Below are 19,956 nucleotides of genomic sequence, written 5' to 3'. Positions count from 1 at the left end.
GGGGTATCGACCAAGAAGGGCCGCCAATCAAAGCGACAGATCAAAGCTGCCAACGGACATAGATTTGATTGCGTCTGTGTCTGGAACAAACCCGATGCCGGGGCCCTGTGGGACGGTGACCCGGCCCTCGGACACGGTTAGGTCGATCTCTCCCAATTCGGTTCTCAAGGGGTTGGGATTTGCATCCAGCTCCACCAATCCCTCACCGCCGACTGCGGCGAGGACGTGAAGCGAGGCGGCCAGCCCAAGTCCGGTGCCCATATAGTGCATGGTGCAGGTGGCCGCTGCCTTTGCCGCGTGCTGGCCAACAGCGAAGCTGCCGCTGACGCCTCCCCATTTGGCGACATCCGGCTGAGCGACACCCAGCCTGCCGACATCCATGAAGTCCTGAAACTGCGTCAGTGACGTGATGTTCTCGCCGCCCGCAATCGGCACGTCTACCGCCCGCGCCAGTTGGGCCCAATCGCTGAGCGGCGCATCGGCTCGAAGGGGTTCTTCGACAAAACCCAGCCCTGCATCAGACAAGGCCGTCACGGTTTCAATCGCATCGGACACCGACCAGTTCTGGTTGGCGTCGACCATGATGTTGAGCCGGTCCCCGACAACCGAGCGGACATCGCGCAGGATTTCGCGATCCCTGACCAGCCCGTGGCCGATCTTGAGCTTCACGCCCCGGTGCCCGTCGCTGATGATCTGTTCTAGCGAGCGGTTCATATCCGACAGGTTCGGCGTGCTGGCGTAGACGGGCACGGATGCGGGTGGGACTGCGGACAGAAACGCGGATAAGGGCACACCACGCCGCCGCGCCGCGATATCTGCCATTGCGGTGTCGATTCCGGACAGGCAATGGGCAAACGGCCCGTATTCGCCGGTGTGAATGATCATCCGCGCAAGGCTCTGTTCCAGAGTCGCACGACAGTCCGAGTAATGATCGAATTGCGCCCCGACCAGAAGCGGTGCGATCACATCCTGCATAAGGTTTTGCCGTGCCAGATTTCCTCGGGGCGGGAAATTGCACCAGATTTCACCCCAGCCGACGACGCCATCCGTCGTGGTCAGCGCGATCAACAGGCCGTTGCGAACCGGCATGGTGCCAAGCGAGGATTCGGGGCCGACCGGGGGGCGGGCCGACACCGCGAAGGCCTGCACGCGGTCGATCTTGATAGGGTCTGGATCAGAGGGGGTCATGTCGCTGTCCTAGTAGCCGACCAGAGTGTTGCGGGCCGAAGTTGTGAAATGCGCATCCAGCGCTTTTTGCACACGCGCCAGATCACGCGTTTTCAACGCATCAAGGATGGTCAGATGATCCTGCATCGCGGTGATATTTATCTTGCGCGGCGGCACCCGGCGGTGGACCTGCCGGGCGATACGCAGTTTGGTCTGCGTATATTCATGCGCCTTGGTGATTGCCTTGTTCTCCATCGACGCCACGATGGTGCGGTGAAAGTCACGGTCGAAGTTCAGAATGAACGCGTTGTGGGCCGTCAGGTCCTCGGCGGTTTCCAGACCTTGAAGGGCTGCGTGGTGGCGCGTGATCTGATCCTCGATCCAGTCATCCGTGACGATATCGATGAAGAAGGCCAGCGCGTGATTTTCAATCATCACACGGAACTGCATGTTTTCACGCATGAAATCGAGATCGGGATAGATGATCTTGAAGCCGGCGCGCGGCTTGACTTCGACCAGATCCAACTCTTCCAACAGCACCAGAAGTTCGCGCAGCGGCGACATCGACGTTCCAAGAATCTCGCACAGTTCAGCTTGGCGCACGACTTCGCCGACCTTGATTTTCCCGGACAGGATGGCCTGAACGAACTTTTCCAAGTCCTGGGATTTTTGCGTTATCTTCATTGCCCCGCAGAGCTCCTGGCTGATCTGGCATCAGAATTGACTAATGATTGCCGACTTAAAACGCTTCGTCAATCTCGCAATTGCTATTTTAAATATATTTAAACTTGCCGTAAAGAATTTTCCCGTCTAGGCTCCTGCCAAGCCGCCTCACCGCAATGCCGGGCGGGGTAGACCAGTATCAAGACCAGGAGGCGACCTGAAACATGGCTCAGGTTTCGTTGTCGAACATCAAGAAATCCTACGGCAGCGTCGAGTTGTTCGATGGTGTTGATCTTGACATCGACGCAGGTGAGTTTGTCGTGTTTGTCGGCCCATCCGGCAGCGGAAAGTCCACGCTGCTGCGCATGATCGCGGGGCTGGAATCGGTGACAGATGGGGTCATCGAGATCGAGGGGAATGACGTCACCTATGACGAGCCGTCTGATCGCGGCATCGCTATGGTGTTCCAGAACTATGCCCTGTATCCGCACATGGACGTTTACGGCAACATCGCCTTCAACCTGCGCCTCGCCAAGATGCCCAAGTCTGAGGTGCATGAACGTGTGATGGAGGCCGCACGCATCCTGCATCTGGATGAGCTGCTCGACCGGTCGCCGGCCCAGCTTTCCGGGGGACAACGCCAGCGCGTCGCCATTGGTCGCGCCATTGTGCGCAAGCCCAAAGTGTTCCTGTTCGATGAACCGCTATCCAACCTGGATGCGGCCCTTCGCACGCAGATGCGCCTTGAGATCGAGACCCTGCACCGTGAGATCGGGGCCACGATGATCTATGTGACCCATGATCAGACCGAAGCGATGACGCTGGCCGACCGCATCGTCGCGCTGGATTACGGGCAGGTTCAACAGGTCGGCTCGCCCGACGATCTATATAACGCACCGACAAACAAGTTCGTGGCCGGGTTCATCGGCTCGCCCAAGATAAACTTTCTTGCGGCAACGGTTCTGTCCGTCGAAGGTGACGCTGTTGTTGCCCGGATTGAGGGGCAACCTGACACCCAGATTACCCTGACCGCATCCGGTCTGCAGGAAGGTGACCAGATCGACCTTGGAATTCGCCCCGAAGAATTTCACATCACCGAGGCCGATACTCAGCAGGACAATGTGCTCAGCCTTCAGGGAACCGTCGAAATTGCCGATCGGCTGGGCAACATCACCTATGCCTATGTCAATGCGGGTCTGGGCCAGAACTTGACGGTCCAGACATTTCAGAAACGTAAAATCCAGACCGACACCGCCGTAACTCTGACGGTTTCCGCCGACCGGATTGATGTCTTCAATCCGCAGGGAAACCGTTGTTCACCGGCCAAGCCATAAACTGACGCGCCCAAGAGGGAGGAATTGGGATGAATAAAACATTGAAAACACTGGCGTTCGGATGCGCCGCCGCGATCTGCGCCACGGGTGCTTTTGCGCAGGACAAAGTCAAGCTGCTGGTCTGGGGTGACCCGGTCCGCGAGCCGTTTTATCAGGCCTTCGATGAAGCCCGCGACGACATTGAGGTCGAGTTCGTCTCGATCGCGCGCAACGAAATGGTTGCCAAGCTGCAACTGGCCCTGCGATCAGGCGAGGGCGTTCCCGATGCGATCTTCATGCAGGACGTCAACTTTGCGGCGCAGCTTTCGACCCGGCGCGCAAACTACCTGATGGAGCTTTCGGACAAGGTGGATCAGGAAACCGTAGACGGATTTTACCCCACCTCACTGGCCCCTTGTGAAAAAGCCAACGGGTCGCTGATCTGCCTGCGCAACGACGTGGCGCATTTCATGCTGTGGTACAACAAGCCCTTGATGGACGAACTGGGCCTCAGCGTCCCGACCACGTGGGAGGAATATGAGGCTGTGGGAGCGGCAGCGGCGGCCAATGACTCGGGCATCGTGTCCGGGGCGGTTGCGATGCATATCCCGCTGATGAATTTCCTGTACTCGAACGGGTGCGAACTGGCAGTGCCGCTGCCGGATGATCCGGAGACCCTCAAGATCAACGCAACCGCGCCCCAGTGTGTCGAGGCTGCGCAGCTGGTGGATCGGATGCTCGAATCTGGCGCGCTGGCCCGCGTTGCGCCCTTCGATCCGGAGTTTCTGGAACTGGCGAAAGCCAACAAGCTGCTGATGATCCCCGGCCCCACATGGTTTGGAGAATTCATCATCAAGCGCCGCTATGAATTTGCCGATGGCGTGACCGGCGTTGCCATGACGCCGAAATGGGCCGCACAGGATGAGCCCCTGATCTGGAGCTGGGGCGGCGGCGTCTGGGGTGGCTGGAAAGACACCGAGCATCCCGAAGCCGTTGTCGATCTGCTCAAGTTCGTGACCACCGATGCAGACGTAAACCGCACCGCTGTGACCATGCCCGCTTATCAGCCCGCCTCGGTCGAATGGGGTGCGGAGTTTGACGGGTCCGGCTACTACGGCACCGACGGCTCGTTCGGAACCATGGTTGATGCGGCTGCGTTCGGTCATCCCGGTTATGCGTCTTTGCGGCTCGACTCGCGCGCCAGCTTTACCAAGGCGGTCGTGAACGATCTGGCAAGCGGTGCAAGCTTTGAATCTCTGCTGCCGCAGCTGCAGGAAGAGTTTGCAAATGCAGCGCAACTGGCCGGTTACAAGGTCGTGACAGACTGAAACGGTTAACGGGTGCGCCGCGACCCACACGCGGCGCGCCCGGTTCAAGGGGCTGAGAGACCATGCCATCACTCACGGAAACCGAACGAGAGACCCGCAAGCGCCGGGCGGCACGCAGACAGACATGGGTGTCATATGCGCTGCTGCTGCCGTATCTGGCGCTGATGGTCATGTTCGCGGTCTTTCCCGTTCTCTACGCGTTCGGGCTCAGCTTCTTTGACACTTTTGAGAACGTATTCTGGGGTCTCACCAATTATCGCGAAGCCCTCAATGACTACCGTCTGGTGCCAGCGATCTGGAACGTGCTGCAATATGTGGTGATCTGGGTGTCGATGATGGTGATTGGCGTGACGCTGCTGGCGCTGCTGCTGGACACCCTGTCCGAGCGCCCCGCCGCGATCGTGCGTTCGGTTTACTTCATGCCCTGCGCCATCGCCTCATCCGCCGTTGTCGTGCTGTGGCTTTTCCTGCTGGACCCTCAGGTGTCGCCGTTCAGTTTCGTGTTCGAAGCCGTGGGCTGGGACAACAGGCAAAGCACTATCAGCGGGTTGGGAGAGGTCTGGATCTTTGCGCTGATGGGGTTTCTGGGCAACTCGGGCGGCTGGATCGTGGTTCTGGGCGGCGCGCTGTCGGGCCTGTCCCGCGATATTCTCGAAGCCGCACGGATTGATGGTGCAAATCCATGGCAAATGGCCGTTCGGATCAAAATACCGATGATTTCGAAGACCATCACGCTGATGGCGATCATGACGCTGGCGGTGGGGATGCAAATCTTTGTCGAGCCTCAGCTGATGTCTCTTGCGGGCGGCCAGTTCGACAAACCCGACTGGTCGGTCACACAGCTGGCTTACTTCTACGCCTTCCGATTTGGGGATTTCGGCGTCGCCGCCGCGATCAGCACGCTGTCTCTGATCCTGCCTCTGATCATCGCGTTCACGCTGATCTTTGCCACCCGCTTCTACAAGATCGACTAGGCCCGCCATGGATACGCTTCTTCCCAAAAATAAACTGCGCCTCAGTTCCTTTGTGATCTGGTCGATCCTGGCCTTTTTCGTCGTGGTCTACGGCCTGCCGCTGCTGTGGCTGTTCATTGCGGGGACACGCAGCGAAAGCTCTCTGATCTCCGACCCGCCGCTGGCCTTGGGCAGTTTTGCCGCAATGAAAGAGACCTTTCTGAACCTTGCGGGTTATAACAACTTTCAGATCCTGACCTGGGCCATGAACTCGGTCATTTACACGGTGGGCAGCGTGACGCTGACACTGGTCTCATGCATTCCCGCCGGATATGCCTTGGCGATGTCCGAGTTTCGGGGCCGGAAACTGATCCTGATCATGACGCTCGTGGCCATGATCACACCGTCGCAGGCCATCATCTTGCCGATTTTCCTCGAGATGACGCTGCTGGGCCTGACCAACACCTATCTCGGGCTGATCCTGGCCTCGTCCTTCTTTCCGTTCGGCGTTTACCTATCTTACATTTACTACACCACGTCGCTGCCCAAAAGCGTGGTGGAAAGCGCCCGGATCGACGGTTGCGGGCATTTTCAGTGCTTCATCCACATGGCGCTGCCTTTGGCAAAACCGCTACTGGCGCTGGTTGCGTTTTTCAGCTTCGTCAACAACTGGAACAACTATTTCCTGGCCTTTGTGCTAATCTCGGATGACAGCAAGCAAAACCTGCCGGTGGGGCTGACGACGCTGATCAACTCATCCGGCGCATTGAACCCGCAAGAGGCGGCCAACAACCTGCCCGTTGGTCAGCCCGAGGCCATTCAGGCCGCAATTCTGGTGGTGCTGCCGATCATCTTGGTCTTCCTCGTGTCGCAGAAATACGTGCGCTCGGGCCTGAATGCAGGGGCTGAAAAGGGATAATCGCAACTGCGGTGACCGTCTCACATCTGCTGCCGCGGCCCGAACAGTTCTTCAAGATCGGGACCCATCGAGGTCCCGACCGTGTCGTCTCGCAACTTGATCCGGCTTGTCGCCCCGGACTCTCAGAACAGCCGCTACCGGAAGACCGTGTGGAACTCATCCGGGGTTGTCTGCGCCATTGCATCGATGTTGCGCGTCAGGCTTGTCGCCTTTGACGTACCGATCAGGACAGATGACGTCAGCCGATGCGATTTCGCAAAGTGCAAGGCAGCCGTGGCCAATGGCAGGCCAAGCCCTTCGGCCTTGTCCTGCAGCACCCGGACACGGTCCAGAATTTCAGGCGAGGCTGGCTGATAATCATAAGTCGCGCCTTCCACCGGGCCGGTAGCAAGGATGCCCGAGTTCAGCACGCCTCCGAGGACGAGGCTGGTGCCTTGCGCGTGGCATTGTGCGGTCAGGGCCTCTTCGGCTGAACGGTCCAGCAAGGTCAGGCGGCCTGCAAGCAGGATCACGTCAATCGGGCCGTGGTTCATGACATCAAGGCAAATTTCGTTTTCGTTCACCCCCAGCCCGAACGCGCGGATGCGGCCCTGTTCCTTCAGCTTCACCAGCCGGTCATAGCCGCTGCCCAGAAACGCCTCCATCTGGGCCGCGTTGTCGGCACCGTGGGTATAAGTGCCGATGTCATGCACGAACACGATGTCCGCCATGGTGGTCTGCAGCCGCTCCAGACTGCTTTCCAGCGAGGCCTCAATCCCGTCGCCAGAGTAGTCATAGCGCACGTCATTGGGCAGCGGGTTTACGAACCCGTCCGCCTTGGCCATCGCTTGGCCGGGCGACAGCACCCGGCCAACCTTGGTCGAGATCACATAGTCCGACCGGGGTTTGCCCGACAGGAACTGACCCAAACGCTGTTCCGACAGGCCGCGTCCGTAGTGCGGAGCCGTGTCGAAATACCGAATTCCGGCGTCCCACGCGGTATTTAGGACATCTTGCACATCCGCGTCCGAGGCCTCACGGTAGAGGTTGCCGATACTGGCGCAACCAAAGGACAGTTCGGTCACTTTCAGGTCAGTATTGCCGATTTGGTTGGTTTTCATCTTTGTCTCCAAGAAACTGAGCAGATTTTACGATCCATAAAGCAGATTCGGCAGCCACAAGACCAACGATGGCACGAAGGTTAGTAACAGCAAAACACCCAGCAAAGGGACCAGAAACGGCAGGGTTGCGCGCACACATTGCTCGAATGGTACCTTTGACACGCGTGACAGGACAAACAGCACCATGCCGACCGGTGGCGTCAACAATCCCAGCATCAGGTTCAGAATGACGATGATCCCCAGATGCACCGGGTCGATGCCAAATTGTGCGGCAACCGGCATCAAAACCGGAACAAGGATCGAGATCGCGGCGATGGTCTCCATGAACAGGCCGACGATCAGGACCACGGCCATGATCAGCAGCAGGACGACGGCCTTACTGTCGGTGAAGGACAGCACGAATTCGGCGAAATGCGCCGCAACCTGATTGGCGGTCAGGATCCATGCAAAGACCGACGCGGCACCCACGATCATCATGATCGCCGCCGTTGTCTCGATGGTTTCCAACGAAATCACGGCCAGTTTCCGAACCGTCAGCGTGCGATAAACCAAAGTGCCAAGGATCAGCGCATAGGCTGCGGCCCCGATGGCAGCTTCGGTCGGGGTGAAGGCCCCCGAGACGATGCCGCCCACGATGATGACCGGGGTCATCAGCGGCAGGAATGCGGCTTTGAACCGCGTGGCGATGACCGAAGGGCTGAAGTTCACGTCGCGCGGATAGTTCCGCGTGCGCGACATCCACCAGATCATGATCGACAGCGACAGCGCCATCAGAAGGCCCGGTACGATACCTGCGACGAACAGTTTGCCAATCGAGACCGAGGCCATGACCCCAAAGATCACCAACGGCAGCGAGGGCGGGATGATAGGCCCGATGGTCGACGAGGCCGCCGTGACGCCGACGCTGAAGTCGTCGTCATAGCCTGCTTCGCGCATGGCCTTGATCTCGATGGCACCAAGGCCACCCGCGTCCGCGACGGCCGCACCCGACATACCGGCAAAGATGATGCTGGCGCCGACATTCACATGACCCAGACCACCATGCATCCATCCGACAATGGCGCGGGCAAAGCCGAAGATACGCGCGGTGATCCCGGCGGAATTCATCAGCGCCCCGGCCAGAATGAAGAAAGGGATGGCGAGCAGCGGGAAGCTGTCCATGCCGTTGACCATGTTGTGCATCAACAGCACCGGCGGCAGCCCGGAATAGAGGATGTAGGCGAAAGACGACAGTGCCAGCGAAAACGCGATCGGCACGCGCATCAGCATCAGGCCGAAAAGGGATATGAAAAGGATGATCAGGCCCATTTGTCGACGCCTTCCTTCAACTGCTTCACCCGCGCGACGATCTGATAGGTGACAACCCCCAGATTTCCGACCGCCAGTATCATGACCGCGGTGTGCAGGTAGTATTTCGGGAACGGCAACGAGACCATTTGCTGGAACGAAGTGCGCTGGATCAGCTCCCACGCCGACCAGATGATGACGGCGAACAGAACGAAGGTCGCAGCCAGTGCAAAGACATGCACCCAGCTGAGCAGGCGACCATAGTATTTATCGACGAATTCCAACACGATATGGCTGCCGACAGCCTGACACCGGATCGCACCGGCAAAACCCAGAAGGATCAGCAGATACCGCGCCGCTTCTTCGGTCCAGGCGATGGAATCGTTCAGCACATAGCGGGTGAAGAACTGCAGGAAGACCACGCCGAACAGCAAACCGAACAGCGCCAGCAGGCCATAATCGGCCACGGTGATGCGATAGTTCCGAAAATGCGCGTCATCTTCGGCGGCTAGGGCGTCAAAGTCTATTTCGGGCGGGGCGTCGGACATCGGGACATACCTCGTGCATAAAGGCCGGACACGGAACGATGCCGGGTCCGGCAGGGAGTCTTATTCCTGGATCGCTTGCAGACGTTCGAAGGTCTCAGCATCCCACGGAACGGTGTCACCGCTCAGCAAAGGTGCAACCGCTGCCATGAAGGGCGCACGATCCACTTCGTTCACGTTCACGCCCTGCGCGCGGAACCAATCGGCCAGTTCGGCCTCGGACTGCACGATTTCGTCCGACGTGGCCGATGCGGCTTCGGCCAGCGCATCAATCAAAGCCTGTCCATCGTCGCCCATCTTGGCCAGCGTTACGGGCGAGACCACGACGGCCAGCGAGTTGGTGATGTGGCCGGTCAGGTTGATGTCTGACTGCACTTCGTAGAACTTCTTGAACTGGATCGTCGGCAGCGGGTTTTCCTGCGCGTCTACAACACCTTGCTGCAGGGCCAGATAGACTTCGGCAAAGGCCATCGGTGTCGGGTTTGCGCCGGTTGCTTCGGGGAACATCTGATAGGCAGGCGCGTTCGGCGTGCGGATCTTCAGACCTTCCATGTCACCGGGTTCAAGGATCGGCTTATTCGAGGTCACGTGACGCGCGCCATAATAGGTCATCGTCGCAATCGTGTTGCCCGAGATGTTCTTGTATTCATTGGCCATCTCATCGAACAGGTCCGAGTTCACGTAGGCTTTCCAGTGGTCATACGACCGCATGGTGAACGGATAATCCGAGATGCTGATCGGGCCATAGGACTGACCCAGGAACGCAACGCCGGTATAGATCGCATCGACCGTGCCCAGCGACAGCGCCTCGTTCAGCGCGGCCTCTTTGCCCAGCTGCGAGGCCGGGAACACCTCCATCTTGTAGCGACCGTCGGTCTTTTCCTCGAGCAGCTCAGCGGCCTTCACAGCAGCAGCGTGATAGGGGGTCGAGGCCTCATACACATGGCCGAAGCGCAGGGTTTCCTGTGCCAGACCAGCCGTTGCGCCAAGCGCAACAATACAGGCGGCCCCAAAGGCCGTTTTACCAAAGTTCAACATTTTGTCTTTCCTCCAAGGTTGGGTGAGACGCCGCCCGACTATTGTTGCTTTTAGGGTCAGACGGCGGGGGTTTATTCCGCTGCCAGTTGAGGCAGGAACCGGAAATCTCTGATGCTGTCGGGCTTCATCTCGATCGAGAAACCCGGTTTTTCGGGAGCCATGTAGGCTCCGTTCTTGACGATGCAGGGGTCAAGGAAATGCTCGTGCAGGTGATCGACAAACTCGATGCGTTTGCTGTCCTTCTCGCCCGAGATGGCGATGTAGTCGATCATCGACATATGCTGGACGTATTCGCACAGGCCCACGCCCCCCGCATGGGGCCAGACGGGTAGATCGTATTTCGCCGCCATCAGCATGACCGCCAGCACTTCGTTCAAACCGCCCATCCGGCAGCTGTCGATCTGAACGATGTCGATCGCGCCTTCCTTGATGAACTGCTTGAAGATGATCCGGTTCTGGCACATCTCGCCGGTGGCCACCTTGACCGGAGCGACACCGTCGCGGATCGCCTTGTGGCCGAACACGTCGTCGGGGCTGGTGGGTTCTTCGATGAAGAAGGGCCGCGCAAAGGACAGGGCCTTGACCCAATCCACGGCCTGATCAACCTCCCACACCTGATTGGCGTCGATCATGATGTTCATGTCTTCGCCCAGCACTTCACGCGCAATGGTCAGGCGGCGGATGTCGTCATCCAGATCGCGGCCCACTTTGAATTTGGTGTGGGTAAAGCCCGCCTCCTTGGCCTCGCGGCACAGGCGGCGCAGCTTGTCGTCGGAATAGCCCAGCCAGCCCGCCGAAGTGGTGTAGCAGGGATAGCCCTCGGCCTTCAGCTTTGCGACACGGTCCTGCTTGCCGGGCTCGGCGGCGCGCAGCAGCGCCAGCGCTTCATCCGGCGTGATCGCGTCGGTCAGGTAACGGAAATCGATCAGGCGCACGATCTCTTCGGGGCTCATCTCACCGACCAGTTGCCAGACGGGCTTGCCCGCCTCTTTGGCCCACAGATCCCACGCGGCGTTCACGACCGCGCCGGTGGCCAGATGGATCGCGCCCTTGTCAGGGCCAATCCAGCGCAGCTGGCTGTCGCCGGTGATATGGCGCCAGAACCGGCCCATATCTTCGGTGATCCAGTTCAGTTCCAGTCCAGTGACCAGCGCGCCAAGCGCCTCGATCGCTGCCACGCAGATCTCGTTGCCACGACCGATGGTGAAGGTCAGGCCATGGCCCTCATGCGCACCGTCAGTCTCAAGAACCACATAGGCCGCCGAGTAATCAGGATCGGGGTTCATTGCGTCCGACCCGTCCAGACTGTCCGAGGTCGGAAAGCGCAGGTCTTCGGTGCGAATACCGGTGATGCGGGTCATTTGCTTGCCTCCACGGTTTGACGCTGGACGCCCAGCCCTTCGATCCCCAGTTCCATGGTGTCGCCGGGCTTCAGATAGGTTTGCGGGTTTTGCCCCATGCCCACGCCGGGAGGCGTCCCGGTCGAGATCACATCGCCGGGCTGCAGCGACATGAACTGCGACAGGTGCGAGATCACGGTCGCCACGTCAAAATGCATCGTCTTGGTCGAGCCGTCCTGATAGCGGTGGCCATTGACCTCAAGATACATGGGCAAGTTCTGAGGGTCCGGCACCTCATCGCGCGTCACCAGCCAGGGGCCGATGGGGCCGAACGTGTCGGCGGACTTGCCCTTGACCCACTGGCCCGAGCGGTGCAGCTGAAAGTCGCGTTCGCTGAGGTCATTGATCACACAGTAGCCCGCGACATGGTCAAGCGCGTCCTCGACGGACACGTATTTGGTGTGCTTGCCGATGACGACGCCCAACTCGACCTCCCAGTCGGTCTTGACCGAGTTGCGGGGGATTTCAACCGTGTCATCGGGGCCGACGATGGCCGAGGTTGCCTTGAAGAAGATCACCGGTTCTTCGGGCAGCGCCATGCCGGATTCAGCGGCGTGGTCGGCATAGTTCAGGCCGATGCAAATGAACTTGCCCACTTGCCCGACGCATGCGCCGATACGCGGCGCGCCGTCGACCACCGGCAGCGCATTCACATCCAAAGCGCGCAGGGCATCAAGCCCGGCATCCGACAGCGCGTCGCCCGCGATGTCGCTGACTTTGCCAGACAGATCGCGGATCGCGCCGTTTTCATCCATCAGGCCGGGTTTTTCTTGTCCAACCGGACCGTAACGCAGCAGTTTCATCTCAAATCTCCCTGATCAAACGGTCCAGCCGCCATCGATGGCGAAGGTCTGTCCGGTGGTGAATGCAGTTTCATCGCTGGCCAGATAGACGGCCAGTGCGGCAATCTCATCTGCGTGACCGATGCGGCCCATGGGTTGGCGCGCGATGAAGTCTTTCATCGCCTGTTCATAGTCGCCGGTGGCGCGCAGGCGGTCGTGCAGGCTGGGGCTGTCGACGGTGCCGGGGCAGATCGCGTTGCAACGGATGCCCTGCGTGATGAAGTCGGCGGCGATGGATTTGGTCAGGCCGATCACGGCCGCCTTTGAGGCACAATACGAGAACCGGTTCGGCACGCCTTTCATCGACGAAGCGACCGAGGACATATTGATGATCGAGCCACCGCCATTTTCCAACATGCCGGGCAACACCAGCTTGGCCAGCCGGTACATCGCCTTGACGTTCAGATCAAAGCTGAAATCCCACTGATCGTCGTCGCATTCCAGAATGGACCCGGCCCCGACGAAACCGGCGCAGTTGAACAGCACGTCCAGTGCTCCGGCGGATGCGACGACCTCGGCCACAGCGTCGGCATTCGTGACGTCCAGTTTCAAGGCTGTCACGCCGTCGATTGCAGCCAGTTCCGCAAGCGCCGCATCGTTGATATCGCAGGCAATCACCTGCGCGCCTTCGGCCACGTATTTCTCGACGCTGGCGCGGCCAATACCTTGCCCTGCGGCGGTAATCAGCGCTTTCTTTCCGGCCAGACGGCCCTGTGCTTTAGTCATGTCGTCCTCAATCCGTGTGGAATACTTCAATCATGGGTGCCCATTTCTCGCCTTCGGCGCGGCTGGGCAGCGGGTTTTGGCAAGGATCGGTGAAACTCCACCATTCCTGCGTTCTGGGGTCCTGCGCCATGCGGGCCATGTCCCCTTCGAAATCGGTGCCGTGATATTCCCAGTACCCGAACAACAGGTTCTCGGGTTCACGCAAAAAGATCGTATAGTTGCGGATGTTGCTTTGGGCGATCTGCGCCAGCACATCCGGCCAGACGGCAGCGTGCAGGCGTTTGTATTCGTCCAGCTTTTCGGGCTTCACCCCGATTACCATGCCCATACGTTGCATTATGTGCCCTCCGTGATCTCAATCGGCGTGGACTGCGCGGCAATAGCCTGCCAGTCCCACGCGATGCCAAGCCCGGGCACATCTGACGGAATGGCAAACCCATCCTCGATGCGCATCGCGTCCGTGGTCACACTGTCAAGCTGCGGGATGTATTCCAGCCATTTTGCGTTTGGCACGGCACAGACCAACGGCAGGTGCAGTTCCATCAGGAAATGCGGGCAGACCATGACGTTATACGCCTCGGCCAGATGCGCCACTTTCAGCCACGGGGTAATGCCCCCGATCCGCGCCACGTCAACCTGCACAATGCTGGCCGCGCCCGCTTGCAGATAGTCCTTGAACTGGCTCAGCGAATACATGCTTTCACCGACGGCAATCGGCACCGAGGTCCGGCGCGACAGCTCAGCATGACCTGCGACGTCATCGGCGGGCAGAGGCTCCTCGAACCAGCCGATATTATAGTCTTCCAAGACCTGCGCCCGGCGGATCGCCTCGGACAGGGTAAAGCCCTGATTACCATCGGTCAGGATTTCATAACCCGGCCCGACCGCTTCGCGCACAGCGGCCAGACGGGCGGCATCCTCGCTCAGATGGTCGCGCCCGATCTTGATCTTCGAGCCTCGGAACCCCTGCGCCTGCATGGCCAGCGCGTCATCGACCAAGGCCTGTGTTTCCAGATGCAGCCAGCCGCCCTCGGTCGAATAGAGCGGGATGCGGTCCCGCGTCCCACCTGCGGCTTTCCACAGCGGCAGCCCTTGTTTGCGGCAACGCAAATCCCAAAGCGCAGTATCAATCGCCGCCAAAGCCAGCGATGTGATCGCCCCCACCGCCGTCGCATGAGTCAGAAACAGCAGATCGCGCCAGATGCCTTCGATCCGGTCCGCATCGCGCCCGATCAGAGCAGGCGCGAGGGTCTTTTCCAGCAGCGCCATCACCGAAGGACCACCGGTGCCGATGGTATAGCAATAGCCCACACCCTGCGCCCCGTCGCTGTCGGTCACGGTCACGATGGGCGTTTCCTGGCTGACAAAGGACTGAATCGCATCGACCCGTTTGACCTTGGGAATAAGGTCGATCATGCGCAGTTCGATATGGGTGATGGTGGCCACGGTTGCTTACCCTCTCAGCGCCTCGCCAGTGCCCGCGTCGAAGACGTGGCACTTGTCGAGAACAAGGTGGAACGGCAGTGTTTCACCCGGATGAACCGGGCGCGGGTTAAACATCTTGGCCTGTACCTCGACGCCTGCCAGTTCGGCGAACAGCAGGGTTTCGGTGCCCAGAGGTTCCTCCAGTGCAACCGGCAGCTCCAGATCGACCAGTTCGCCGCGTTCCTCGACCGCATGGCCGACAGGCATCAGGTTGTCGGCGCGGAATCCGAACTGTACCGCCTGTCCTGCCCGCACATGATCGCGTGCCGAAGCCGGGACGGGCACTGTGATCGCATCCTTCAGAACGATGGTTCCCGCATCGGTGACGACGCCATCCACAAGGTTCATCGGAGGCGAACCGATAAAGGTCGCGGCAAAGGTATTGACCGGCGTATTGAACAGCTCGAGCGGGGTACCGACCTGAACAATATGACCATCGCGCATCAGCACGATACGGTCCGCCAGCGTCATCGCCTCGACCTGATCGTGGGTAACGTAGACGATGGTATTGCCAACGCGCTGGTGCAGTTTCTTGATCTCGACCCGCATCTGCGTGCGCAGCTTGGCATCAAGGTTCGACAGAGGCTCGTCAAACAGGAACACATCCGGGTGCCGCACGATGGCGCGGCCCATGGCGACGCGCTGGCGCTGACCACCAGACAGTTCCGCCGGTTTGCGGTCCATCAGCTCGTCCAGCCCAAGGATCGCGGCGGCTTCGGTCACGGCCTTGGTAATCTCGGCCTCGGGGCGCTTTGCAATCTGCAACGTGAAGCCCAGATTTTCGCGTACTGTCATATGCGGGTACAGCGCGTAGTTCTGGAACACCATCGAGATGTTGCGTTCACGCGGAGGCAGGTCGTTGACCACGCGGCTGCCGATGGAAATCTCTCCGTCGGAAATGTCCTCCAGCCCCGCGATCATGCGCAGCGTCGTGGACTTGCCGCAGCCCGAGGGGCCGACCAGCACCAGGAACTCTCCATCCTGGATGTCCAGATTGATGCCATGCACAGCCTGATGCTTGCCATAGCGTTTGACGACGTTGTTGAGTGTAACTTCGGTCATTTTTTATCCTTTCACGCCGCCAAAGGTCAGGCCGGCGATCAGGTGCTTCTGCACGATAAAGGTCAGGATCAGGGCGGGCAGGATCATCAGCACGGCCAATGCGCACATGCCGCCCCAGTTGATGGTGAATTCAGCGGTGAAATCCAGCAAGCCCACAGGCATCGTCTTGGACCCAACCGAGCGGGTCAGCTGCGAGGCCAGCGCGAATTCGTTCCACGAGGTGAGGAAGGCGAAGATCGCCGCCGAGGCCACGCCCGAGCGCGCCACCGGAAACTCGACCCGCCAGAAGGCTTGCCAGCGTGTGCAGCCATCGATCTCGGCAGCCTCGTGCAGTTCCTTGGGGATCTGGCGGAAGAAACCATCGGTCAGCCAGATGGTAAAAGGCACGTTCATCGCCACATAGACAAGGATCAGGCCGAAATGCGTATCGATCAGCCCGGCCTTGGCAAAGACGATGAACAGCGGCAGCGACAGGGCCACACCGGGCACGGCGCGGAACAACATCAGGCCAACGAAATAGCCGTTCTTGAACTTGAACCGATAGCGCGCAAAGGCGTAACCGCCACCCATCCCGATCAGGATGGCAATCGCAGTCGATGTGACCGAGACGATCAGCGAGTTGCGGAAATACTGGAACACCGGCACACCGCCCTCGCCTGCGCCACCGAACATGGCGCGGTAGTGGTCCAGCGTGAAGGTCGGGGTCCAGACCGGCGGTTTGGCCATGATCTCGACCGTCGGGCGGAACGAGTTCAGCACGATCCATAGGCCGGGAATGCAGATGATCGACATCACCAGAAACAGGCCGGTCAGGTGCAGTACCTTCATCAGGCGGCGCTGGTTGCGGTAGGATTGATTGCGGTCCATGCGCTTAGCCCCCCATGCCCAGCTCGGCGCGCGCGGCGCTGAGTTTGCGGAAGAAATAGATGGTGAAGGCGATCGACAGCAGGATCGAGACATAGCCCATCGCATTGGCCAGCCCCATACGGGCGTCGACATAGCCCGTGCGGCTCATCAGCGTCCACAGCAGCTCGGTCCGGCGGGCAGGGCCGCCTCCGGTCATGATCTGCACGATGTCATAGGCCCGCGCTACGTCGAGCGAACGGATGGTCATGGCGATATAGATGAACGGCATCAGGAAGGGCAGCGTGATGTGGCGGAAGGTCTGCCATGCGGTGCAGCCATCGACCTTGGCGGCCTCAAGCGGATCACGCGGCATGGCGAACAGACCGGCAAGGATCAGGATCGCGAAGACCGATGTGCTCATCCAGACCTCGGCGAAAATGATCGAGAACATGGCCAGCTTGCCATCCACCAGCCACGGCAGCGCCGCATTGGTAATGCCCAGCGATTGCAGCACGTTGTTCACCAGACCGATGTTGTCGTTGAAGATGAACTTGAACTGAAAGCCCACCAGAATAGGCGAGAACATCATCGGGAACATCAGGATCGTGCGCAGGGTGCGCTGACCCCATGTGACCTTGTTCATCATTAGTGCGATGCCCAGACCCAGCAGCAGTTCCAGGTTCAGCGCGATGGTCAGGAACAGGACGGTACGGCCAAAGGCGGACCAGAATTTCCAATCCCCAAGGATTTTTTCGTAGTTCGCCGTGCCAATCCAGCGCCACAGCGACGACGGGCGCGTCAGCTTATAGGGGGTAAAGCTGGAATACAGCGAGAAGAGGAGTGGGATCAGAACAACGGCTGCCATGATGATGAAAGCAGGCAACAGAAGGACAAACCACTCCGGTAAGCGGCGGCGCATAACGTCTTTCCTTGGATTGAGTAGAAGGGTGCGGGGGTGTCAGCCACCCCCGCTTGGGCCGGAGGAGCCCTTAGTAGTAGCCGGACTCGCGCATCAGCTCGTCCACCGCCTCGGCGGCGTCGTTCAGCGCGTCCTCGACGGATTTGTCACCGACGATAGCAGCTTGCAGTTCGGGGAAGACGATATTGGTGGTCTCACCCCATTCCGGGATCGGCGGAACTGCGAAGGCGTACTCGGCACCGGCAGCAAAGGCGGCCAGAGCTTCGGCGCGGAACGGGTCGTCACCGGCTTGTGCTGCGGCCACGTTGGCTTCCCAGACGGCGCTGCGGGTGGGCAGCGAACCACCGGCGGATTCAGCCAGCTGGCTGTCTTCGCTGGTCAGGAATTTGACCAGCGAGACGGCCGCATCCTTGTTGGCGCAATCGTTGGTGACCGAGAAACCATGGTGCCCCGACCAGCCGGTCCGCGTGACCGAGCCCATTGGCTGGATCGCCACGCCGACATTGCCCGCAGCCTTGGACGATTCAGGGTCGTTGAAGAACCCGGCCCAGCCCGGCCAATCCAGGTTCAGCGCAACCGTGCCGCTTGCAAAGCCCTGACCCAGGTCGTCCCAGACGTAAGACGTGGTGCCTGCAGGAACCGCCTGTGCCTCATAGAGGTCAACAAACCACTGCAATGCGCGCTGGCCAGCATCCGAGTTGAAGATGGGTTTCTTGTTTTCGTCCAGATAGTTGCCACCTTCTGCGACGACCATCTCGTAGAACCGGCCAACGATGGCTTCGTCCTTGCCTGCATATTGTGTGCCATAGAAGTTCGGCGGATCTGCGAAGAAGATCGCCTGATCCTTCACCTGCTCCCATGTTTCGGGAACGGCCAGATCATAACCGTATTCCGCCTTGAACTTTGCAGCCTTGTCGGCGTCCTCGTAGTTCGACTTGAGGTAATACAGAACCGAGACATCAAACTGCGCGCGCGGCAGCATCAGAAGCTCGCCATTCACGGTCGAAGCACCAATGTTGCCCGGTACGAACTCGGCAATCGTGTCTTCTGCCACCAGCCCGTTCAGGTCGGCATAGAGACCCTCATACTGCGGCGCAAAGGATGAGTGGTTCGAACCCACGCACCAGGACGTCGTGCCAGCAGCCATGTCCGACTTGATTTCCTTGTCGATCTCAAAGTGGCTTTTCTTCGAGATGATATCGACCTTGGCGCCTGTTGCGGCTTCCCATTCGGCGATGCGACCATAGAGGCCTTCGTACTGTTGCCCGCCGATCAGTTTGGCTTCGACCACCACATCGGGGAACGAGCCCCAATCTGATTCGGCGTGCGCGGCACCTGCGGCGACAATCGCCACGGTGGCAAGCAAGCTGCTGATTACGCTTGTTGATTTCATGATATGGGTCTCCCTGAGTTCATATCCGGCGATCCTCCCTCGCCATTTGTATTTGTATATAAATCACTTATTCATTCATAAATCAACGTTGACTTTTGAGGTTAATTTGCTTCACCCTTGCCGGAAGAAGGGTTTGGGAGGACCGTTTTTGCCCGGGACAACTGACAAATACCGTGCGCCTGCGCTGGAAAAGGGACTGGATATCATCGAGTTGCTGTCAGAGCACGCCGATGGCCTGGCGCAAGGTGATATTGCCCGCGCGCTGGATCGCTCGCAAAGCGAGATTTATCGGATGCTGTCCACGCTGGTACGGCGCGGCTATATCATGCGCTCGTCCGAGGATGATCTGTATTCGCTCAGCCTCAAGATGTTTGCCATTTCCCAGCGCTTCCCGCCGGTCGAACGGTTGCTGGAGCTTGCCGCACCGCGGATGCGCGCGGTGACGCGTACCGCCTGGCAATCGTGCCATATGGGGATGGAAAGCAACGGCGACATTGTTGTCGTTGTTTCGATCGAGTCGCCGGGGAACTGGGGTTTGGCACTACGCGTCGGCACTGTGATCGGTCTGGGCAATACCGGCACGGGCCGTGTGTTGGCCGCCTTCCGCAGCCCGGCCGAGTTGGATGAGTTGCTGGATCGGCACCGACTGGCTCAGGGCGAGCCGGCGATTGATGAGGTTGAGTTCCGCGAACACGTCGCGCGCATCCGGGAATGGGGGTACGAGCGGATGCCTTCGGCGACGGCGGTGGGTGTTACCAACCTGGCCTATCCTGTCCTCGATCACGAAGGGCGGGCGATCAGCGTCGTCAACTGCCCGTTCCTCGAGCGGATTGATCAGTTGGAAGTGCCGGGCATCGACGATGTCCACGCACTTTACAAAGGGCTGGCCGATGAGCTGACCGAGTTCTACGCGGGCAAGGGCGCAATGGGGCAGGGTGGCTGAACCGGCGGGGCCGTTTCACACTCTGTT

20 protein-coding genes are annotated in these 19,956 nt (G+C 59.6%); 5 read left to right on the top strand and 15 right to left on the bottom strand.

The genetic code is table 11. The annotated features are described in order from the left end of the window. Positions 1-27 precede the first annotated feature (27 nt). Positions 28-1,188 carry a mandelate racemase/muconate lactonizing enzyme family protein gene (locus ACR0J1_RS14525; RefSeq protein ID WP_480733324.1) on the bottom strand — a complete coding sequence of 387 codons (1,161 nt, stop codon included), beginning with the start codon at positions 1,186-1,188 and terminating at the stop codon, positions 28-30. A 9-nt stretch (positions 1,189-1,197) separates the two neighbouring features. Continuing rightward, positions 1,198-1,851, bottom strand: a complete 654-nt coding sequence (locus tag ACR0J1_RS14520) for a GntR family transcriptional regulator (protein WP_480733325.1) — start codon at positions 1,849-1,851, stop codon at positions 1,198-1,200. 203 nt (positions 1,852-2,054) lie between these two features. Between ACR0J1_RS14520 and ACR0J1_RS14515 the strand changes: the two genes are divergently transcribed. The 4 genes from ACR0J1_RS14515 to ACR0J1_RS14500 all read left to right on the top strand — a co-directional run bounded on the left by ACR0J1_RS14515 (position 2,055) and on the right by ACR0J1_RS14500 (position 6,343). Continuing rightward, on the top strand, positions 2,055-3,164 hold the full coding sequence (locus ACR0J1_RS14515) for an ABC transporter ATP-binding protein (protein WP_480733326.1): 1,110 nt from the start codon (positions 2,055-2,057) through the stop codon (positions 3,162-3,164). Positions 3,165-3,193: 29 nt separating this feature from the next. Then, positions 3,194-4,471, top strand: a complete 1,278-nt coding sequence (locus tag ACR0J1_RS14510; RefSeq protein ID WP_480733327.1) for an ABC transporter substrate-binding protein — start codon at positions 3,194-3,196, stop codon at positions 4,469-4,471. Between the two features lie 62 nt (positions 4,472-4,533). Beyond that, the gene (locus tag ACR0J1_RS14505) at positions 4,534-5,445 is read left to right on the top strand and encodes a carbohydrate ABC transporter permease (protein WP_480733328.1); all 912 of its coding nucleotides are present in this window, start codon (positions 4,534-4,536) and stop codon (positions 5,443-5,445) included. A gap of 7 nt (positions 5,446-5,452) precedes the next feature. Further along, positions 5,453-6,343 carry a carbohydrate ABC transporter permease gene (locus ACR0J1_RS14500; protein ID WP_480733329.1) on the top strand — a complete coding sequence of 297 codons (891 nt, stop codon included), beginning with the start codon at positions 5,453-5,455 and terminating at the stop codon, positions 6,341-6,343. 134 nt (positions 6,344-6,477) lie between these two features. On the opposite strand, the gene ACR0J1_RS14495 is transcribed toward ACR0J1_RS14500, so the two are convergent. The 13 genes from ACR0J1_RS14495 to ACR0J1_RS14435 all read right to left on the bottom strand — a co-directional run bounded on the left by ACR0J1_RS14495 (position 6,478) and on the right by ACR0J1_RS14435 (position 18,986). Beyond that, a complete protein-coding gene (locus tag ACR0J1_RS14495; protein ID WP_480733330.1) occupies positions 6,478-7,443 on the bottom strand; it encodes an aldo/keto reductase in 966 nt (321 codons plus the stop codon). A 27-nt stretch (positions 7,444-7,470) separates the two neighbouring features. Beyond that, complete coding sequence (locus ACR0J1_RS14490; RefSeq protein ID WP_480733331.1) at positions 7,471-8,751, bottom strand: TRAP transporter large permease; 1,281 nt, start codon at positions 8,749-8,751, stop codon at positions 7,471-7,473. Next, entirely contained in the window at positions 8,742-9,278 is a 537-nt protein-coding gene (locus ACR0J1_RS14485) for a TRAP transporter small permease (protein WP_480733332.1), read from the bottom strand. Before ACR0J1_RS14485 ends, ACR0J1_RS14490 begins: the two co-directional genes overlap by 10 nt. A 60-nt stretch (positions 9,279-9,338) precedes the next feature. Next, the gene (locus ACR0J1_RS14480; RefSeq protein WP_480733333.1) at positions 9,339-10,313 is read right to left on the bottom strand and encodes a sialic acid TRAP transporter substrate-binding protein SiaP; all 975 of its coding nucleotides are present in this window, start codon (positions 10,311-10,313) and stop codon (positions 9,339-9,341) included. A gap of 71 nt (positions 10,314-10,384) precedes the next feature. Next, positions 10,385-11,674, bottom strand: coding sequence for an L-fuconate dehydratase (locus tag ACR0J1_RS14475; RefSeq protein WP_480733334.1), 1,290 nt, complete (start codon positions 11,672-11,674; stop codon positions 10,385-10,387). Continuing rightward, positions 11,671-12,516 (bottom strand): fumarylacetoacetate hydrolase family protein, encoded by an 846-nt coding sequence (locus tag ACR0J1_RS14470; RefSeq protein ID WP_480733335.1) that lies wholly within the window; start codon positions 12,514-12,516, stop codon positions 11,671-11,673. Before ACR0J1_RS14470 ends, ACR0J1_RS14475 begins: the two co-directional genes overlap by 4 nt. A gap of 15 nt (positions 12,517-12,531) precedes the next feature. Further along, positions 12,532-13,281 carry an SDR family oxidoreductase gene (locus ACR0J1_RS14465; RefSeq protein WP_480733336.1) on the bottom strand — a complete coding sequence of 250 codons (750 nt, stop codon included), beginning with the start codon at positions 13,279-13,281 and terminating at the stop codon, positions 12,532-12,534. Between the two features lie 7 nt (positions 13,282-13,288). Then, positions 13,289-13,618: an L-rhamnose mutarotase gene (locus ACR0J1_RS14460; RefSeq protein ID WP_480534359.1), complete on the bottom strand. Its 330-nt coding sequence runs from the start codon at positions 13,616-13,618 to the stop codon at positions 13,289-13,291. Then, a complete protein-coding gene (locus tag ACR0J1_RS14455) occupies positions 13,618-14,727 on the bottom strand; it encodes a mandelate racemase/muconate lactonizing enzyme family protein (RefSeq protein WP_480733337.1) in 1,110 nt (369 codons plus the stop codon). The genes ACR0J1_RS14460 and ACR0J1_RS14455 overlap by 1 nt, the downstream gene beginning before the upstream one ends. 6 nt (positions 14,728-14,733) lie before the next feature. Further along, on the bottom strand, positions 14,734-15,828 hold the full coding sequence (locus ACR0J1_RS14450) for an ABC transporter ATP-binding protein (RefSeq protein WP_480733338.1): 1,095 nt from the start codon (positions 15,826-15,828) through the stop codon (positions 14,734-14,736). A gap of 3 nt (positions 15,829-15,831) precedes the next feature. After that, complete coding sequence (locus ACR0J1_RS14445; RefSeq protein ID WP_170448909.1) at positions 15,832-16,695, bottom strand: carbohydrate ABC transporter permease; 864 nt, start codon at positions 16,693-16,695, stop codon at positions 15,832-15,834. 4 nt (positions 16,696-16,699) lie between these two features. After that, positions 16,700-17,593 carry a carbohydrate ABC transporter permease gene (locus tag ACR0J1_RS14440; protein ID WP_480560770.1) on the bottom strand — a complete coding sequence of 298 codons (894 nt, stop codon included), beginning with the start codon at positions 17,591-17,593 and terminating at the stop codon, positions 16,700-16,702. A gap of 70 nt (positions 17,594-17,663) precedes the next feature. Beyond that, positions 17,664-18,986: an extracellular solute-binding protein gene (locus ACR0J1_RS14435; protein ID WP_480733339.1), complete on the bottom strand. Its 1,323-nt coding sequence runs from the start codon at positions 18,984-18,986 to the stop codon at positions 17,664-17,666. A 148-nt stretch (positions 18,987-19,134) separates the two neighbouring features. Here ACR0J1_RS14435 and ACR0J1_RS14430 point away from each other — a divergent pair, with 148 nt between their 5' ends. Then, positions 19,135-19,929 carry an IclR family transcriptional regulator gene (locus ACR0J1_RS14430; RefSeq protein WP_480733340.1) on the top strand — a complete coding sequence of 265 codons (795 nt, stop codon included), beginning with the start codon at positions 19,135-19,137 and terminating at the stop codon, positions 19,927-19,929. Positions 19,930-19,956 lie beyond the last annotated feature (27 nt).

Source organism: Ruegeria sp. CJ3, assembly GCF_056536725.1.
Note: the sequence above shows the minus strand (reverse complement) of the source record. Positions and strands in the feature narration are given on the sequence as shown.

Excerpts from the sequence above, each read along its gene's own strand:
- ACR0J1_RS14500 (WP_480733329.1), top strand. The coding sequence starts at position 5,453 with ATGGATACGCTTCTTCCCAAAAATAAACTGCGCCTCAGTTCCTTTGTG.
- ACR0J1_RS14515 (WP_480733326.1), top strand. The coding sequence starts at position 2,055 with ATGGCTCAGGTTTCGTTGTCGAACATCAAGAAATCCTACGGCAGCGTC.
- ACR0J1_RS14435 (WP_480733339.1), bottom strand. The coding sequence starts at position 18,986 with ATGAAATCAACAAGCGTAATCAGCAGCTTGCTTGCCACCGTGGCGATT.
- ACR0J1_RS14470 (WP_480733335.1), bottom strand. The coding sequence starts at position 12,516 with ATGAAACTGCTGCGTTACGGTCCGGTTGGACAAGAAAAACCCGGCCTG.
- ACR0J1_RS14520 (WP_480733325.1), bottom strand. The coding sequence starts at position 1,851 with ATGAAGATAACGCAAAAATCCCAGGACTTGGAAAAGTTCGTTCAGGCC.
- ACR0J1_RS14510 (WP_480733327.1), top strand. The coding sequence starts at position 3,194 with ATGAATAAAACATTGAAAACACTGGCGTTCGGATGCGCCGCCGCGATC.
- ACR0J1_RS14440 (WP_480560770.1), bottom strand. The coding sequence starts at position 17,593 with ATGCGCCGCCGCTTACCGGAGTGGTTTGTCCTTCTGTTGCCTGCTTTC.
- ACR0J1_RS14465 (WP_480733336.1), bottom strand. The coding sequence starts at position 13,281 with ATGACTAAAGCACAGGGCCGTCTGGCCGGAAAGAAAGCGCTGATTACC.
- ACR0J1_RS14460 (WP_480534359.1), bottom strand. The coding sequence starts at position 13,618 with ATGCAACGTATGGGCATGGTAATCGGGGTGAAGCCCGAAAAGCTGGAC.
- ACR0J1_RS14495 (WP_480733330.1), bottom strand. The coding sequence starts at position 7,443 with ATGAAAACCAACCAAATCGGCAATACTGACCTGAAAGTGACCGAACTG.
- ACR0J1_RS14490 (WP_480733331.1), bottom strand. The coding sequence starts at position 8,751 with ATGGGCCTGATCATCCTTTTCATATCCCTTTTCGGCCTGATGCTGATG.
- ACR0J1_RS14445 (WP_170448909.1), bottom strand. The coding sequence starts at position 16,695 with ATGGACCGCAATCAATCCTACCGCAACCAGCGCCGCCTGATGAAGGTA.
- ACR0J1_RS14475 (WP_480733334.1), bottom strand. The coding sequence starts at position 11,674 with ATGACCCGCATCACCGGTATTCGCACCGAAGACCTGCGCTTTCCGACC.
- ACR0J1_RS14505 (WP_480733328.1), top strand. The coding sequence starts at position 4,534 with ATGCCATCACTCACGGAAACCGAACGAGAGACCCGCAAGCGCCGGGCG.
- ACR0J1_RS14485 (WP_480733332.1), bottom strand. The coding sequence starts at position 9,278 with ATGTCCGACGCCCCGCCCGAAATAGACTTTGACGCCCTAGCCGCCGAA.
- ACR0J1_RS14480 (WP_480733333.1), bottom strand. The coding sequence starts at position 10,313 with ATGTTGAACTTTGGTAAAACGGCCTTTGGGGCCGCCTGTATTGTTGCG.
- ACR0J1_RS14525 (WP_480733324.1), bottom strand. The coding sequence starts at position 1,188 with ATGACCCCCTCTGATCCAGACCCTATCAAGATCGACCGCGTGCAGGCC.
- ACR0J1_RS14450 (WP_480733338.1), bottom strand. The coding sequence starts at position 15,828 with ATGACCGAAGTTACACTCAACAACGTCGTCAAACGCTATGGCAAGCAT.